The organism is Verrucosispora sp. TAA-831 (assembly GCF_050780145.1).
Taxonomy (GTDB): domain Bacteria; phylum Actinomycetota; class Actinomycetes; order Mycobacteriales; family Micromonosporaceae; genus Micromonospora.
In genome coordinates this window covers 178,564-195,101 of record NZ_CP192240.1, presented here as the reverse complement: position 1 = coordinate 195,101, position 16,538 = coordinate 178,564, and the positions used below count along the sequence as shown (strand labels likewise).

General features: G+C 71.7%; 11 protein-coding genes. 4 read left to right on the top strand and 7 right to left on the bottom strand.

Features of this window, described 5'->3' with window-relative positions; all coding sequences use genetic code 11:
- Positions 1–58 precede the first annotated feature (58 nt).
- Positions 59–1,393: a glutamate-1-semialdehyde 2,1-aminomutase gene (hemL, locus tag ACQVFL_RS00890; RefSeq protein WP_431728356.1), complete on the bottom strand. Its 1,335-nt coding sequence runs from the start codon at positions 1,391–1,393 to the stop codon at positions 59–61.
- Between the two features lie 139 nt (positions 1,394–1,532).
- Here hemL and ACQVFL_RS00885 point away from each other — a divergent pair, with 139 nt between their 5' ends.
- Complete coding sequence (locus ACQVFL_RS00885) at positions 1,533–1,868, top strand: STAS domain-containing protein (protein WP_131053680.1); 336 nt, start codon at positions 1,533–1,535, stop codon at positions 1,866–1,868.
- A gap of 115 nt (positions 1,869–1,983) precedes the next feature.
- Here the strand turns inward: ACQVFL_RS00885 and ACQVFL_RS00880 are convergent, their stop codons facing one another.
- Together ACQVFL_RS00880 and ACQVFL_RS00875 are read right to left on the bottom strand one after the other, a co-directional pair.
- Positions 1,984–2,544 (bottom strand): two-component system response regulator, encoded by a 561-nt coding sequence (locus ACQVFL_RS00880; RefSeq protein WP_396692048.1) that lies wholly within the window; start codon positions 2,542–2,544, stop codon positions 1,984–1,986.
- Entirely contained in the window at positions 2,541–6,911 is a 4,371-nt protein-coding gene (locus ACQVFL_RS00875) for a HAMP domain-containing protein (protein ID WP_431729926.1), read from the bottom strand. Before ACQVFL_RS00875 ends, ACQVFL_RS00880 begins: the two co-directional genes overlap by 4 nt.
- Positions 6,912–7,067: 156 nt before the next feature.
- Between ACQVFL_RS00875 and ACQVFL_RS00870 the strand changes: the two genes are divergently transcribed.
- Positions 7,068–9,146 carry a SpoIIE family protein phosphatase gene (locus ACQVFL_RS00870; protein ID WP_431728355.1) on the top strand — a complete coding sequence of 693 codons (2,079 nt, stop codon included), beginning with the start codon at positions 7,068–7,070 and terminating at the stop codon, positions 9,144–9,146.
- Between the two features lie 58 nt (positions 9,147–9,204).
- On the opposite strand, the gene ACQVFL_RS00865 is transcribed toward ACQVFL_RS00870, so the two are convergent.
- On the bottom strand, positions 9,205–10,548 hold the full coding sequence (locus ACQVFL_RS00865) for an FAD-binding oxidoreductase (RefSeq protein ID WP_396692045.1): 1,344 nt from the start codon (positions 10,546–10,548) through the stop codon (positions 9,205–9,207).
- A gap of 82 nt (positions 10,549–10,630) precedes the next feature.
- On the opposite strand from ACQVFL_RS00865, the gene ACQVFL_RS00860 reads away from it, so the two are divergent.
- Positions 10,631–12,727, top strand: coding sequence for a S9 family peptidase (locus ACQVFL_RS00860; protein WP_431728354.1), 2,097 nt, complete (start codon positions 10,631–10,633; stop codon positions 12,725–12,727).
- 72 nt (positions 12,728–12,799) lie between these two features.
- On the opposite strand, the gene ACQVFL_RS00855 is transcribed toward ACQVFL_RS00860, so the two are convergent.
- The 3 genes from ACQVFL_RS00855 to ACQVFL_RS00845 are packed head-to-tail and all read right to left on the bottom strand — an operon-like array spanning position 12,800 to position 15,554.
- Complete coding sequence (locus ACQVFL_RS00855; RefSeq protein WP_431728353.1) at positions 12,800–14,323, bottom strand: FtsX-like permease family protein; 1,524 nt, start codon at positions 14,321–14,323, stop codon at positions 12,800–12,802.
- Positions 14,320–15,021: an ABC transporter ATP-binding protein gene (locus ACQVFL_RS00850; protein WP_431728352.1), complete on the bottom strand. Its 702-nt coding sequence runs from the start codon at positions 15,019–15,021 to the stop codon at positions 14,320–14,322. The genes ACQVFL_RS00855 and ACQVFL_RS00850 overlap by 4 nt, the downstream gene beginning before the upstream one ends.
- The gene (locus ACQVFL_RS00845; protein ID WP_396692041.1) at positions 15,018–15,554 is read right to left on the bottom strand and encodes a PadR family transcriptional regulator; all 537 of its coding nucleotides are present in this window, start codon (positions 15,552–15,554) and stop codon (positions 15,018–15,020) included. The genes ACQVFL_RS00850 and ACQVFL_RS00845 overlap by 4 nt, the downstream gene beginning before the upstream one ends.
- Positions 15,555–16,214: 660 nt before the next feature.
- Between ACQVFL_RS00845 and ACQVFL_RS00840 the strand changes: the two genes are divergently transcribed.
- On the top strand, positions 16,215–16,481 hold the full coding sequence (locus ACQVFL_RS00840; RefSeq protein ID WP_396692040.1) for a hypothetical protein: 267 nt from the start codon (positions 16,215–16,217) through the stop codon (positions 16,479–16,481).
- Positions 16,482–16,538: the final 57 nt, after the last annotated feature.

Sequence of the window (16,538 nt, the reverse complement as noted above, 5' to 3'; positions counted from 1 at the left end):
CCCCTTCGTTCGCGACTGCGGGGCTCGCAACACCGGCTCACTCCTCGCGATCACTGCTCTACACCCCTGTCGTCGCTGCCGCCGCCTTGGCCGCCACCGGCAGAGCGGCGGCGATCTGTTCGAGAGCGGCGTCGTCGATCGCCGCCGAGACGAACCAGGACTCGAACGCGCTCGGCGGCAGATAGACCCCGGCCGCCAGCATCGCGTGGAAGAACGCCTTGAACGCGGGCACCTGCTGGGTGCGGGCGCTGTCGTAGTCGACCACGTCGGCGTCGGTGAAGAAGATCGAGAACATGTTGCCCGCGTACGACAGCCGGTGCGGGACCCCGGCGGCGGCCAGCGCGTCGGCGGCGAGCTTGCCCACCACGGCGGCGGTGTCGTCCAGCCGCCGGTACAGCGCCTCGTCGGCCAGCCGCAGCGTGGTCAGGCCGGCGGCGCAGGCCAGCGGGTTACCGGAGAGGGTGCCGGCCTGGTAGACCGGCCCGGCCGGGGCCAGTCGCGACATGATCTCCGTCCGCCCGCCGAACGCCGCGGCGGGCAGCCCACCACCCATGACCTTGCCGTACGTCCACAGGTCCGCGTCGACCGGATCGAGGCCGTACCAGCCGGAGCGGGAGACCCGGAACCCGGTCATCACCTCGTCCACGATGAGCAGCGCGCCGTTGGCGTGCGCGATCCGCGCCAACTGGCCGTTGAAGTCGTCCCGGGGCGCCACCACGCCCATGTTGCCCGGCGCAGCCTCGGTGATCACGGCGGCGATGTGCTCACCCTCGGCGGCGAACGCCTCCTGCACGGCGGCGAGGTCGTTGTACGGCAGCACGATCGTCTCGCCGGCCGCCGCGCCGGTCACACCGGGCGAATCGGGCAGGCCGAGGGTGGCCACGCCGGAACCGGCCGCGGCCAGTAGCGCGTCCACGTGCCCGTGGTAGCAGCCGGCGAACTTGATGATCTTCGAGCGTCCGGTGTACCCCCGGGCCAGCCGGATCGCCGACATGGTCGCCTCGGTGCCCGAGTTGACCAGGCGTACCTGCTCGACCGGCGTCCGCGCGACGATCTCGGCGGCCAGGTCGACCTCGCCCGGGGTGGGGGTGCCGAAGCTGGTGCCCTGCGCGGCGGCGGCCTGCACGGCCGCGACCACCTCGGGATGGGCGTGGCCGAGGATCAACGGGCCCCAGGAGCAGACCAGGTCGACGTAGCGTCGCCCGTCCGCGTCGTGGAGCCACGGTCCCTCGCCACGGACCATGAAGCGTGGTGTGCCGCCGACCGCTCGGAAGGCGCGCACGGGTGAGTTCACCCCGCCCGGCACGATGGCGCGGGCGCGGTCGAACAGGGCCTCTGAGGCCGGCGCGTCGACCGGATAGCGGTCGGTTCCGGCGGGAAACACCTCGGTCACGATGCCGCCATTGTGTCAGCGCCCGACGGCGGATCGGCAGGCACCCCGGATCGGGGTTACCAGGCTCACCCACGGCACGCTGGGCGGAGGCGGTTCGCCTCGACAGGCCGGGTGCCCGAGATCGCGATAGGCTGACCCGGTGGATCGTGCCGAACTGTCCATCACCGTACACCGGACTGGCGACGAAGCGGTGCTTCGCCTAGCCGGTGAGATCGACATGCTCACGGCCGCCCAGCTGTCGACCGTCGTCAACGAAGTGCTCACCGAACCTCCGCCACGGATCGTGCTCGATCTCGGCGGAGTCACCTTCTGCGACTCGCAGGGGTTGGGGACGCTCGTCGTCCTCAGCCGCAAGGCCAGCCACGCGCAGAGCCTGCTCCTGCTGACCAACGTGGGCGAGTTCCTGATACGCGTACTGGACATCACGGGCCTGCGCAGCGCCCTGATGATCCGGAACGACGCCCCCACGAGCTGAACCACTCCGCCGATCGGTCCGCACACGGACCACTGATCGATCGTGACGTCGCCGGGACGACCGGGCGGCAGCCCCGGCGACGTCACGATCGGCGGGGTGACCGGGGGGCGCGACGTCAGGAGGTGGTGCCCCAGCGGGCCTGTTCCAGGACGGCCACGGCGCGGGCCACCGCGTCCGCGTCCTTGTCGGCGGCCCGGAGCAGCGTGCTCGCCTCGTCCACCGCGTCGGTCAGCAGTCGCCACTGGGCGTCGCGCTCCCGCACCATCTCGGACTGCGCGGCCAACTGCCGGGTCTTCGTCCACAGCTCCACGAAGACCGAGACCTTGGCCCGCAGCACCCAGGGGTCGAAGGGCTTGGTCAGGTAGTCCACCGCGCCGACCGCGTAGCCGCGCAGCGCCAGTTGGGCGTCCCGGTCCGCGGCGGTCAGGAAGATGATCGGTACGTGCCGGGTCCGTTCCCGCCGCTTGATGTGACTGGCCGTCTCGAAGCCGTCCATGTCCGGCATCTGGGCGTCCAGCAGGATCACCGCGAAGTCGTCCACCAACAGTTGCTTCAGCGCCGCCTCGCCGCTCTCCACCGCGACCGTCTGCACCGGCAGTCCCTGGAGGATCGCCTCCAGGGCCATCAGGTTCTCCCGGCGGTCATCGACCAGCAGCGCCTTCGCCACCTGCGTCACGAGCCCTCCTCGGTACGGCTGCCACTGATCGAGCTGGTCATCAGTTCGATCAGCTCGTCCAGGTCGACCGGCTTGGTGATGTAGTCGCTGGCCCCGGCCGCGATCGCCGACTCCCGGTCACCGGGCATCGCCTTGGCGGTCAGGAAGACGATCGGCAGGTCCACGAAACGGTGGTTCCGGCGGATCTGTCGGGTCGTCTCGTACCCGTCCTGGTCGGGCATCATCGCGTCCATCAGGACGATGTCCACCTCCGGGTGTTCCGCCAACAGGCGTACCCCGTCGGTGCCGTTGTCGGCGTACAGCACGGTCATGCCGTGCAGTTCGAGCGCGCTGGTCAGGGCGAAGACGTTACGCACGTCGTCGTCGACGATCAGCACGGTGGCACCGTCGAGCTGACGGGTCCTGGGGGCCTCCGGCCGCTGCGGCAGCAGTTCCACCGGCGGCATCAGCAGCGACGACGGCAGGCCGGCCCGCTGGGGCGACGGTGGCGACGGTGCCACGACCGCGTCCGGCGCCAGCACGTCGGGCAGGTACAGCGTGAACGTCGAGCCCTGACCCGGTGCCGAGGTGACGGTGATCGTGCCGCCGATCAGACGGGCCAGGTCCCGGCTGATCGACAGCCCCAGGCCGGTGCCGCCGTAGCGGCGGCTGGTGGTGCCGTCCGCCTGCTGGAACGCCTCGAAGATGAGCGACAGCTTGTCGTCGGAGATGCCGATGCCGGTGTCGATCACCGTGAAGGCGAGCACCTGCCGGGCGTTGGTCAGCGCCGGTACGTCGAACACCGCGTGCTCCGGGGCACGCGAGATGCGCAGCGTCACCGCCCCGTTGTCGGTGAACTTGACCGCGTTCGACAGCAGGTTGCGCAGGATCTGCTGGAGCCGCTGGGCGTCGGTGACCACCGCCGCCGGCAGGTCCTTACCGACGCGTACCTGGAAGTCCAGGCCCTTCTCGTCGGCCTGCGGCGCGAACGCCTGCTCCACGTAGTTGCGGATCTCCGCGAACCGGATCTCGGTCGGCTCGACGTCCATCCGACCCGCCTCGATCTTGGACAGGTCGAGGATGTCGTCGATCAGAGAGAGCAGGTCGGAACCCGCGCCGTGGATGGTCCGGGCGAACTCGATCTGCTTCGGGCTGAGGTTCTGCTCGGAGTTCTCGGCGAGCAGCCGGGCCAGCAGCAGCAGCGAGTTCAGCGGCGTACGCAGCTCGTGGCTCATGTTCGCCAGGAACTCCGACTTGTACGCCGACGCCCGGGTGAGCTGCTGCGCCTTCTCCTCCAGGCCGAGCCGGGCGAGTTCGATCTCCCGGTTCTTGGTCTCGATGTTGCCCTTCTGCTCCGACAGCAGCGTGGCCTTCTCCTCCAACTCGGCGTTGGTGCGCTGCAACTCCGCCGACTGCTCCTGCAACTCGTGGGCCAGCCGCTGGGACTGGGCCAGCAACTCCTCGGTACGCCGGTTCGCCTGGATGGTGTTGACCGCGATGCCGATGGTGGCGACCAGCCGCTCCAGGAACGCCAGGTGCAGTTCGGAGAAGGGGGTCACGGTGGCGAACTCGATCACGCCGAGCAGTTCGCCCTCGAAGAGGACGGGCAGCACGACCAGGTCGGCCGGCGGGGTGTCGGCCAGACCGGAGCGGAGCGTGATGCGACCGTCCGGCACCGCGCCGACCCGGATCGTGCGCCGGGAGATCGCCGCCTGACCGACGAGTCCCTCACCCGGACCGAAGGTGACGTCGTGTCCCCGGGACACGTAGCCGTACGAGGCGGTCAGCCGCAGCCGCATCACCCCCTCGGAGTTGTCCGCCAGGAAGAACGCCCCGAGCTGCGCGTCGACCAGCGGCGTCACCTCCTGCATGATCATGCGGCAGACCTCGCCGAGGTCGCGCTGCCCCTGCAACAGACCACCGATGCGGGCCAGGTTGGAGTCGAGCCAGCCCTGCTCCGCGTTCTTGTGGGTGGTCTCCCGCAGGGTGACGATCATCTGGTTGATGTTGTCCTTGAGCTCGGCGACCTCGCCCTGCGCCTCGACCGTGATCCGTCGGGTCAGGTCGCCACGGGTCACCGAGGTGGAGACCCGGGCGATGGCCCGGAGCTGGGTGGTCAGCGTCGAGGCAAGCTGGTTGACGTTCTCGGTCAGGTCCCGCCAGGTGCCGGAGACCCCCTTGACCTGTGCCTGACCGCCGAGCTTGCCCTCGCTGCCGACCTCACGGGCCACCCGGGTCACCTCGTCGGCGAACGACGAGAGCTGGTCGACCATCGTGTTGACCGTCGACTTCAACTCCAGGATCTCGCCCTGCGCGTCCACGGTGATCTTCTGCGACAGGTCACCCTTGGCCACCGCCGTCGTCACCGACGCGATGTTCCGCACCTGACCGGTCAGGTTCGACGCCATCGAGTTCACGTTGTCCGTCAGGTCACGCCACGTACCCGAAACGCCCTTCACCTCGGCCTGACCGCCGAGCTTGCCCTCCGTACCCACCTCACGGGCCACCCGCGTGACCTCGTCGGCGAACGACGAGAGCTGGTCGACCATCGTGTTGACCGTCGACTTCAACTCCAGGATCTCGCCCCGGGCGTCGACGGTGATCTTCTGCGACAGGTCACCCTTGGCCACGGCGGTGGAGACCTGGGCGATGTTGCGGACCTGGGCGGTCAGGTTCGACGCCATCGAGTTCACGTTGTCGGTCAGGTCACGCCAGGTGCCGGCGACGCCCTTGACCTGTGCCTGACCGCCGAGCTTGCCCTCGGTACCCACCTCACGGGCCACCCGGGTCACCTCGTCGGCGAACGACGAGAGCTGGTCGACCATCGTGTTCACGGTCGACTTCAACTCCAGGATCTCACCCCGGGCATCCACCGTGATCTTCTGCGACAGATCGCCCTTGGCCACCGCCGTCGTCACCGACGCGATGTTCCGCACCTGACCGGTCAGGTTCGACGCCATCGAGTTCACGTTGTCCGTCAGGTCACGCCACGTACCCGAAACGCCCTTCACCTCGGCCTGACCACCGAGCTTGCCCTCCGTACCCACCTCACGGGCCACCCGGGTCACCTCGTCGGCGAACGACGAGAGCTGATCCACCATCGTGTTGACCGTCGACTTCAACTCCAGGATCTCGCCCCGGGCATCGACGGTGATCTTCTGCGACAGGTCACCCTTGGCCACCGCCGTGGACACCTGCGAGATGTTGCGGACCTGGCTGGTGAGGTTGCCGGCGAGCTGGTTGACGTTCTCGGTCAGGTCCCGCCAGGTGCCGGAGACACCGCGTACCTGGGCCTGGCCGCCGAGCTTGCCCTCGGTACCCACCTCACGGGCCACCCGGGTCACCTCGTCGGCGAACGACGAGAGCTGGTCCACCATCGTGTTGACGGTGTCCTTGAGTTCCAGGATCTCACCCTGGGCGGCCACGGTGATCTTCTGCGACAGGTCGCCCCGGGCCACCGCCGTGGAGACCTGGGCGATGTTGCGGACCTGGGCGGTCAGGTTCGACGCCATCGAGTTGACGCTGTCGGTCAGGTCCTTCCAGGTGCCGGCCACGCCGGGCACCTCCGCCTGACCGCCCAGCTTGCCCTCGGTGCCCACCTCACGGGCCACCCGGGTCACCTGCTCGGCGAAGAGGCGCAGCGTGTCGGTCAGCGAGTTCATCGTGTCGGCCAGCGCCGCCACCTCGCCGCGCGCGCTGACCGTGATCTTCTGCGACAGGTCACCCTTGGCCACCGCCGTCGCCACCTGCGAGATCGACCGCACCTGGCCGGTCAGGTTCGAGGCCATGGTGTTCACCGAGTCGGTGAGGTCCTTCCAGGTGCCGGCCACCCCGCGTACGTCGGCCTGGCCGCCGAGCTTGCCCTCGGTGCCCACCTCACGGGCCACCCGGGTGACCTCATTGGAGAAGGACGAGAGCTGGTCGACCATGGTGTTGACCGTGCGGCCGATGCGCAGGTACTCGCCGCGCAGCGGGCGACCGTCGATCTCCAGCGCCATGTGCTGGGAGAGGTCACCGTCGGCGACCGCCACGATGACCCGGGCGATCTCGGTGGTGGGCCGCCCCAGGTCGTCGATCAACGAGTTGACCGCGCGTTGGCCCTCCGCCCAGGAGCCGTCCAGCCCCTCCTCGTCCAGGCGTTCGGTCAGCCGACCGTCGCGACCCACGACCCGGCTGATCCGGCGCAGGTCCAGATGCTGCCGCTCCTGGAGCGACACCACGTCGTTGAAGGCGTCGGCCACCTCGCCGGCCGCCCCCGACCGCCGGGGCAGCCTGACCTTCAGATCGCCGCCGCGGACCCGCCGCAGCGCCTCGGCCAGCTCGGTGAGGACCGCCTCGTGGTCGGCGGCGGAGGTGTCCGCGATCGCCGACTGTTTCGCCGTGGTCATCATTCCTCGCACTCGGATCGGGGTACACCGGCTCGCGCCGGCCACCCCATCATTGTCCCCGTGACCTCGAAACCGCCACGGCGCACCGCCGTCCGTATTCCGGACCCGACCCGTGATCAGCTTGGCACGCGACCGGTGTCGGGGCACGATACGAGGGTGTCAGCGGCGGTGGGGCCAACGACGGACGGGGTCTCGGAGGAGCACGTCCGCCGGGTTCGGCTGCCCGCCGACCGGCGTACCCCGGCCGCCGCGCGGGCCGTCGTCCGGTCTGTACTGACCGAGGCGAACCTGGACGAACTTCTCAACGAGGCACTCCTGCTCACCACGGAGTTGTCCACCAACGCGGTCGAGCACGCCCGCACCGAACTCGACATCGAGGTCAGCGCCGACTCGTCCGGGTTGACCGTGACCGTGTCGGACTTCGCCTCCGGGCCGGTCGACGAGCTGACCGTCGGCGTCCGGAACGTGGCGACCGACATCACCGAGGTCGCCGAGCGCGGGCGGGGCCTGCTGCTGGTCGACCACTTCGCGAGCCGCTGGGGCACCACCTACCTGCCCAGCGGCAAGGGCGTGTGGTTCCGGTTGGAGCGCGACGGGCCACCGCGCGACACTGCGGCGCCCGCCGGCCCGACCGACTTCGCCCCGCCGACCGACCGTTCGGACGGCCCGCACACCTCGGTGCCGAGCGCCGGGGCGATGAGCGCCCTGATGCAGCCCACCCCCGACCCGTACGCGGACGATCCGCTGCCGGACTTCGCCACCAGCCTGCTCACCCGGGTGGCGGAGATGGTCGGCGCGGCCGGCGGGATGGTGCGCCTGGACCGGGGTGACGGGCACGGCCCGCAGGTGATCGCCCGGTACGGCCGGCAGCCCCGCCCCGGCAACGACCTGCTCCGCGTGCCGCTGGCGGTGCACCGCCCGTACGCCGGTGAGCTGGAACTCGACGCCGCTCCCACCGCGTACGCCCGGCCGTTGGCCCTGCTGACCGCCGAGCGGCTGTCGCTGCACCTGGAGAACGACCGGTTACGCCGCGCCGACGTCCGGCGGCAGGCGTGGCTGACCTTCCTCGCCGAGGCCAGTGAGCTGCTCGCCCAGTCCCTGGACGTGGAGCTGACCATGGCGCTCGTCCCGCAGCTCGTGGTGCCCCGGCTCGGCCAGTGGTGTGCGGTGCACACCACCGACGAGTGGGGTCGGCTCAAGCTGGCCGCGGCCAGTCACGCCGACGAGTCGATGCTGCCGCAGTTGCACGCCACGCTGCGCGAGGCGGGACCGGACTCGGTCCAGGCCCGGCTACGTGAGGCGAGCCGCAACGGCACCCAGACACCGCTGGGCGCGCCGATGGAGGGCTTCGCCGTGCCGCTGATCGCCCGAGGTCAGCGCCTCGGCACGCTGGCCGTCGGCCGACACCAGCGGCACCGGCACGATCCGGACGAGATCGCCGTGCTGGAGGACGTGGCCCGGCGTGCCGCCCTGGCGATCGAGAACGCCCGTATCCACGCCGAACGTCGCCGGGTGGCCCAGACGTTGCAACAGTCCCTGTTGCCGCCGGTGCTGCCGGTGGTGGAGGGCATCGGCTTCGCCGCCGAGTACGTGCCGACCGGCGACGACGCCGAGGTCGGCGGCGACTTCTACGACGTGGTGCCGTTGCCGGACGGCCGCTGGCTGGTGGTGATCGGTGACGTCTCCGGCAAGGGTGTGCAGGCCGCTGCGGTGACCGGACTGGTCCGGGACGTGATCCGGGTGCTGGCCGGGGACGGCAAGCCGCTGCCCGAGGTGCTGTCCCGGCTCAACGAGACGCTCGTCGAGCGGGGTGCCGGGCGCTACTGCACGCTGGCGCTGGCGGCGGTCGGGCCGGGCGAGAACGGGCAGCTCGACGTGGGGCTGCACCTCGCCGGTCACGACCGACCGGTGCTGGTCCGCGCGGCGGGTGGCCCGGCCACGTTCGTCGGCACCGGCGGCACCGCGCTCGGCCTGCTCGACGCGATCACCTCGCCGACCCTGGACATCGCCCTCGACCCGGGCGACTGCCTGGTCTTCTACACCGACGGGGTGACCGAGCGACGCCGGGGCCGGGAGCTGTTCGGCACCGGTCGGCTCCGGGACGCCGCCGCGCCGCTCGCCGGCTACTCGGCGGACGTGGTGGCGGCCCGGCTGCGCGCCACCGCGATCAACTTCTCGGTCGAGGCACCCCGGGACGACATCGCCATCCTGGTCCTGCGCAACGACGCCGTCTGACCCGGCCAAGCTCTCTGAGCAACCGGGCTGCGCGACGACGCCGTCCGGTCGACGGGGTTCAGAGGCCGCCGGGGAGACGGCCGGGGGCCAGCCGGTGGCCGGGGTCGAGATGCTGCTTGACCGCCCGCAACCGGGCCACGCCGGTCAGCTCGCCCCACAGGTCGACGGCCCGCCGGACGGCGGGCGGCGCGGAGAGGACCAGGCAGCGGCCCCGTCGGGCGAGCAGGACGCTGCGCACCGCGACCAGGATCGACGCCACCCGGTCGGGAGCCATCGTGCCGGGCAGGGCGGCGTGCACCACGCCCAGGCCGGCGGAGCCACGGACCGGCACCGGTGAGCCGGCCGCGTCCCGCAACGCGTAGACGGCGGCGTGCAGGTCGCTGATCGGCACCTCCAGCCGCAGCGCGGTGTCGCCGGGTGCGAACGGGTAGCTGCGCCACCAGGACGGCGCGGACCGGGCGACGGTGGCGCGGGAGCCGAGCATCGACCGGAGCCGGTCGGCGCGTTCCGCCACGTCGGACGGCCCTCCTTCGAGCAGCACCACCAGCGAGCCGGCCCCCGCCGGGCCGGTCGACGTGCGCCCCGTCATGGACGGATGGCGCGCCATCGCCTCGGCCCGGGGGTCCCTCGGCCGGGGTCCCGTGCCGGCCGGCAGGTCCACCTCGATGGCAGCCGGGTCGAGCCGGGCGGTGAGCACCGCCCGGACCAGGTCGTGCACCTCCAGCGGCGTCCACACCGGGCGGGTCACCCAGACCCGGCTGGCCGGCAGGGGTTGCACCCGCAGGGTGGCGCTGACCAGGACGCCGAGCGCGCCCTCCGACCCGCACAGCAGCCGGGCCTGGGCCAGCCCGGCCGCCCCGCCACCGGCCTCGGCCAACTCGCCGTCGGCGGCCAGGTAACGCAGACCGACGAGCTGGTCGCAGGCGGTGCCGTGTCGGTGTCGCAGCGGACCGGCCTCGTCCGCGGCGAGCACCCCGCCGACCGTGGCACCGGGTGAGGGGGCGTCCAGGGCGAGCCGCTGACCGGTGCGTTCCAGACTGGCCTGCACCGCGCGCAGCGGCGTGCCGGCGCCGACCTCGGCGGTGTCCCGACCGGACGGCTGGTGACCGATGCCGGCGAGGCGACCGGTGTCGAGCATGATGTCGACCCGTTCCGGCGCGGCACCCCAGTCGATCTTGGTGCCGGCACCGCGCGCCACCACCGTCAGATCGTGCCGCGCGGCGAGCCGCAGCACCTCGGCCGCCGCGTGGGCACCGCCGGGCACCGCCACCCAGCGGGCGGGCCGCCCGGCCACCTCGTCGGCCGGACCGGCGAACCGGGCGAAGCGGGAGCCGCAGATGTCGGTAAGGCGACGGGCGATGTCGAGGGCACCGGACCCGCCGGTGGAACGCGCTGGCACCATGGCTGCGATCGTACATGTGTTCGAACGGCGAAGTGGGGATTTGCGCCGCCCGAGACGCCCGGCCTGCCGGTAACGTGGCGCCGTGACCACCGAGACCCCCGTCCCCGTAGCCAGGCAGGTGCCGAGCGACCGCGTCCACCACGGCGACACCGTCGTCGACGAGTACGCCTGGCTGGCCACCAAGGACGATCCTGAGACGATCGAGTACCTCAAGGCCGAGAACACCTGGACCGAGACGCGTACGGCGCACCTGTCCGCGCTGCGCACGGAGCTGTTCGAGGAGATCCGCCGGCGTACCCAGGAGACCGACCTGTCGGTGCCGACCCGCAAGGGTGGGCACTGGTACTACTCCCGGACGGTCGAGGGTAAGCAGTACGGCGTGCACTGCCGTCGACCGGTCCGCGACGGCGAGACCACGCCGCCGATCAGCCCGGACGGCGCGCCGCTGGACGGCGAGGAGGTGCTGCTCGACGGCAACCTGCTCGCCGAGGGGCACGACTTCTTCTCCCTCGGCGCCTTCGACGTCAGCCCGGACGGCCGTTTCCTGGCCTTCTCGACCGACTTCTCCGGCAAGGAACGCTTCACCCTCCGGATCAAGGACCTCACCACCGGCGAGCTGTTGCCCGACGAGATCCCGGACACGTTCTACGGCACCGCCTGGGCGGCCGACGCCTCGGTGCTGTTCTACGTGACCGTGGACGACGCCTGGCGTCCGCACCGGGTCTGGCGGCACGTGCTCGGCACCGCCGCCGCCGACGACGTGGTGGTGCACTCCGAGGACGACGAGCGGTTCTGGGTCGGGGTCGAGCTGACCCGCTCGGAGCGGTTCATCCTGATCGACATCGCCAGCAAGATCACCAGCGAGGTACGCGTCATCCCGGCCGGCAACCCCACCGGCGAGCCGGCCGTGATCGCCCCCCGCCGGCAGGGCGTCGAGTACTCGGTGGAGCACCACGGGCACCGGTTCCTGATCCTGCACAACGACGGCGCGGAGGACTTCGCGCTGGCGTACACCTCGGCCGACGCGCCGGGCGACTGGGTGCCGCTGATCCCGCACTCCCCCGGCACCCGGCTGGAGTCGGTCGACGCCTTCGCCGACCACCTGGTCGTCACGCTGCGCGCCAACGGGCTCACCGGGTTGCGGGTGCTGCCGGTCGGCGGCGGCGACGGGCACGACATCGAGTTCCCGGAGCCGCTGCACACCGTCGGGCTGGACTCGAACCCGGAGTACCGCACCGGGCGGGTACGGCTGCGCTACACCTCGCTGGTCATCCCGGACTCGGTGTACGACTACGACCTGGTGACCCGCGAGATGACGCTGCTGCGGCGGCGGCCGGTGCTGCCCGGGCCGGACGGCCGGGAGTACCGGCCGGAGGACTACGAGCAGCACCGGGACTGGGCGCTGGCCGACGACGGCACCAAGGTGCCGATCTCGCTGGTCTGCCGCCGGGACACCCCCCGCGACGGTTCCGCGCCGTGCGTCATCTACGGGTACGGCTCGTACGAGGCCAGCATGGACCCCTGGTTCTCGGTCGGCCGGCTGTCCCTGCTGGACCGTGGCGTGATCTTCGCGGTCGCGCACATCCGGGGCGGCGGCGAGCTGGGCCGGAGCTGGTACGAGCAGGGCAAGCTGCTGTCCAAGAAGAACACCTTCACCGATTTCGTGGCCTGTGCCCGGCACCTGGCCAAGGCGGGCTGGACGTCGTCGGACCGGCTGCTGGCCCGGGGCGGCTCGGCAGGCGGGCTGCTGATGGGCGCGGTGGCCAACCTCGCGCCGGACGCGTTCACCGCGATCGTCGCGCAGGTGCCGTTCGTGGACGCGCTCAGCACGATCCTCGACCCGTCGCTGCCGCTGACCGTCACCGAGTGGGAGGAGTGGGGCAACCCGCTCGCCGACCCGGAGGTGTACGCCTACATGAAGTCGTACACCCCGTACGAGAACGTGGCCGACCGCGACTACCCGGCGATCCTGGCGATGACCAGCCTCAACGACACCCGGGTGCTCTATCACGAGCCGGCCAAGTGGATCGCCCGGCTGCGGGCCGTCGCGCCGCAGGGCGAATACCTGCTCAAGACCGAGATGGAGGCGGGCCACGGTGGGCCCAGCGGGCGCTACGACGCCTGGCGGGAGGAGGCGTTCGTGAACGCCTGGACCCTGGACCGGCTCGGCCGCACCTGACCGTCCCGTCATCCGGCCACCGGACGCGCATGGCCCAGGGCGCGCCTGCCCTGGGCCATGGTGGACGCCGTCTCAGGTGGTGCGCAGTTCCTCCATCGCCGTGCTGGCCCGCAGGAACAACAGCCCCAGCCCGACCGTGACCAGCACCGCGAGCAGCGCGCCGCCGCCGACCAGGGCGAGCTGTTCGAGCGGTACGTCCGGCGTGCGGACCACGCGTTCGATCACCATGTACTCGACGTGCAGCGGGCGGGTGGCCGGGTCCTGGCACAGCTCCGTGCTCGCCCGGCACACCTCCTGGGTGTAGCCGCCGCTGATCACGTCGCCGTTGAGCAGCCGCCCGATCGCGTACCCGACGCCGACCGCGAGCAGCACGGCGGGCACCACCGGCGCCAGCACCTGGATGAGGATCGAGGTGCCGATGGTGGCCCGGGGCACCCCGGTGGCCACCAGCGCGGCGTACGCCCGGCGGCGGGAGACGATGCCCTCCACCAGCGTGACCAGCAGGCCCGCCGTGGCGATGGCGACCGCCACGAGGACGGCCAGGTCGACCAGGTCCATGGTGTTCAGATAGAAGGACCGGTCGTCGCCCACAGCGCCGCCGTATCCGGCCGCCTGGTTCACCTCCTGTTCGATCCGCTGCCGAAGCCGGAAGTAGGCGCGGAACCCCGCCGCACCGGCACCGATGAGCACGCTGGCCAGCAGCGCCGCGAAGGTCCGGCTGCTGGTCCACGGGTCGTCGGTCAACCGGCGGGCGGCCAGCAGGGTCGCCGGTCCTCGGGCGAGGCGGTGCAGCAGCCGCCCGGCGGCGTACGACAGCCATCCGGTCCCGAGCACCACCCCCATCACGACGGCGAAGAGACCGAGGGTGAACAGGATCGCGAGCCAGTCCGCGCGGACGCCGTCGAACGCCTTTCGCAGCGGCTCGGCAAACGCGGCCGCCAGCAGCCCACCGCCGATCAGCAGCGCCGGCCAGGGCCGGGGCGACCGGGTCCGACCAGCCCGACGGAACACGCCCAACGGCGTGGTGCCGACCCGGCGCAGCAGCAGCGCGGTGCCCGCCGCCGCGAGCACCGGCAGCCCCAGCGTCAGCGCCACGATCGCCGGCACCGAGGGCAGCACGTCGGTGGGCAGGGCGAGCTGACCGTGGGCGTCCGGGCGGTGCAGCAGGTGCCGCCCGCCGAGGTACACCGCCAGCCCGACCAGGGCTCCGACCAGCGCGGCGAGGCCGGTCTCCAGCATCGCGACCCGGGTGACCTGGCCGGGGGTCGCACCGGCCAGACGCAGGGCGGCCAGGCGGCGGTCCCGCGCCGGAGCGCCGAGCCGGGCACTCTGCCCGGCCAGGGCCAGCACGGGTATGGCCAGCAGCAGCAGGGCGAACGCGGTGCCGCCGCGCAGCCCCGGTTCGCGTAGCAGCGCGTTCGCGTACTGCTGGGACTGCTCCCAGTCGCGGCCGGGCGGCTCCTTGATGGCCAGCACGGTCAACGCAGCCAGCCCGGTGAGCGTGGCCAGCGTGGCGCTCAGCGCGGTCAGGACCACCCGGGCGGCGTCGGTACGGTTGCCGGCCAGGGCCAGTCGGACCGCCGTCCCCGGTCTCACCGCGCGCCCTCGGCCAGCGGCGCGTCCAACCCCAGGCCGGTGTGGTCGATCACGCCGTCGCGCATCACGATCTCGCGATCGGCGTACGCGGCGATCCGGGGCTCGTGGGTCACCAACACCACCGCCGTGCCCTGCTCCCGGGTGAGCCGGACGAGCGCGGTGAGCACCTGCTCGCCGGTGAGCGTGTCCAACGCCCCGGTCGGCTCGTCGGCGAAGAGCACCCGTGGCTCGGTGACCAGGGCCCGAGCGGTGGCGCAGCGCTGCTGCTGACCGCCGGACATCTCGCCCGGCCGCACGTCGGCGTAGTCCACCACGCCCAGCCGGTCCAGCCAGGTGAGCGCCGCCGTCCGCGCTGCTCGCCGCCCCGTGCCGGCGAGCAGCAGCGGAAGCGCGACGTTCTCCGCCGCGGTCAGCTCCGCAACGAGCTGACCGAACTGGAACAACACCCCGAAGTCGGTACGCCGCAGGCGCGACCGGGCCGCCTCGGACCAGGTGTCGATCCGGTGTCCGCGCCAGGTCACCTCACCGGCGTCGGGCCGCAGGATGCCCGCCAGGCAGTGCAGTAGGGTGGACTTGCCGCAGCCACTCGGCCCGGTCACCGCGACGATCTCACCCTCGTCGATGTCGAGGGTGAGGCCGCGAAGCGCGGGTGTCGGCCCGTACGACCTAACCAGTGCGCGTGCCTGAAGTTGCGTCACGAGTGCACCTCCCGGTGCCAGTCGGCGACCCGCTCCAGGGTGGTGCGCAGCCAGCGCAGGTCGGCGTCGAGATGGGCGATGGCGTAGTCGGCTGCCACGACGTCGTCGACGGTGGCCTCCGGTGCCGTCTTGAGCGCGGTCAGCTCGCGGAGCCGATCGCTGTGGGCCCGCCGCTGCGCGACGAGGTAACTCCGGGCCCGGTCCGCGTCGGCGTCCAGGAGCGCCACCACCACCTTGGCGAACAGCGCGCTGTTGACGTGCGGCATGGGTGGGTCGACGGTGCCCAACCACTGGTCCAGTGCCGCCCGCCCCTCGTCGGTGAGCGCGTAGGCGGTGCGGTCCGGCCCGGCGTGGCGTTCCTGTCCCGCCGGGACCACCAGGCCGTCCCGGAGCAGCCGATTCAGCGTCGCGTAGACCTGCCCGAACGCCAACGGGCGGGCCTGCGGCAACCGCGCGTCGTACGCGCGCTTCAGCTCGTACCCGTGCATGGTGCCGGTGGCGAGCAACCCGAGCAGAACGTGCGACGTGGACACGAACCCACTATTCACTCAGCGAATAGCTGCCGTCAAGCTATCCACGCCAGGCCCCACGCCGGTGTCCTCGGCTCGGTCGCTCGGCTCGGCGACGGGAGCGGTCATTGGGCCGGATTGCGGACCCAGCCGAGAAACCGGACGTAGAAGTACAGCGGCTCGGGTGGCCCTCGGAGCCGGGTCAAGTCGGCGGTCGCCTCGGTGAGCAGGTCGGCCATGTCCAGCGCGAGTAGCCGACCGAGGCCGTAGTCGGCCGCCAGTTCGGCTCGGGCCTGCGCGCACGGCCAACCGTGCGCGCAGGCGGCACAGAACCAGAGAGGTTTGACGCCGTATCAGGTCCTGTCGGTCGGCAAGATCTGGCTACGCGCAGACGTCGAGGAATACATCCGCCAGTACCGGCGGTGGACGACGACGAGCAGGGGTAGAGGTACAGCGTGGGCGGCCGACGCGTGGGTGGTGCGCCTTCGCTTGGCTGGTTCGGAGAAGGCTCGTGCGCGGCAGCGGTGGGTGTCCCTGGAGAGCCGGAGTCACCCGCGAGACCACAACATCAGGGATAGTGCTGTCTTGCAGCGCACTCGAAGCAACAACAACAGGGATGTTGTGTGGATCTTGGCGGCTCTGACGGTTCGGCACGACGGGGCCACGCCGCAAACAGGCCACGGCGTGCCGTCGCGCATCCCGACCTCGACGCTCCGCTCTCGCGTACGCAGCCTCGTCGCCGCTGCCGCAGTCGGCGGCGGTCTGGTGCTCGACCTGGCCACGCTCGCCCGGGCGGACTACACCAGCCCGATCTACCCGACGCTGAAGGCGTGCAACGACGCCCGGCCGACGTACGCCTCGGCCTGGACCCGGCCGCAGGCGTGCTACCCGATGTACAACTGGAACGGCACGACGGTGGTCGGGTACGCCTTCCTGGTCAAGACCCGCTGACGCCGACGCGGCCACGACTGGAGGGCCTGCGGCGCGCACCGCCGTGGGGCCCGCCGT

What these genes read in the sequence shown, in the direction of transcription:
- ACQVFL_RS00865 (WP_396692045.1), bottom strand. Translation starts at nt 10,548, where the DNA reads ATGGTGCCAGCGCGTTCCACCGGCGGGTCCGGTGCCCTCGACATCGCC.
- ACQVFL_RS00875 (WP_431729926.1), bottom strand. Translation starts at nt 6,911, where the DNA reads ATGACCACGGCGAAACAGTCGGCGATCGCGGACACCTCCGCCGCCGAC.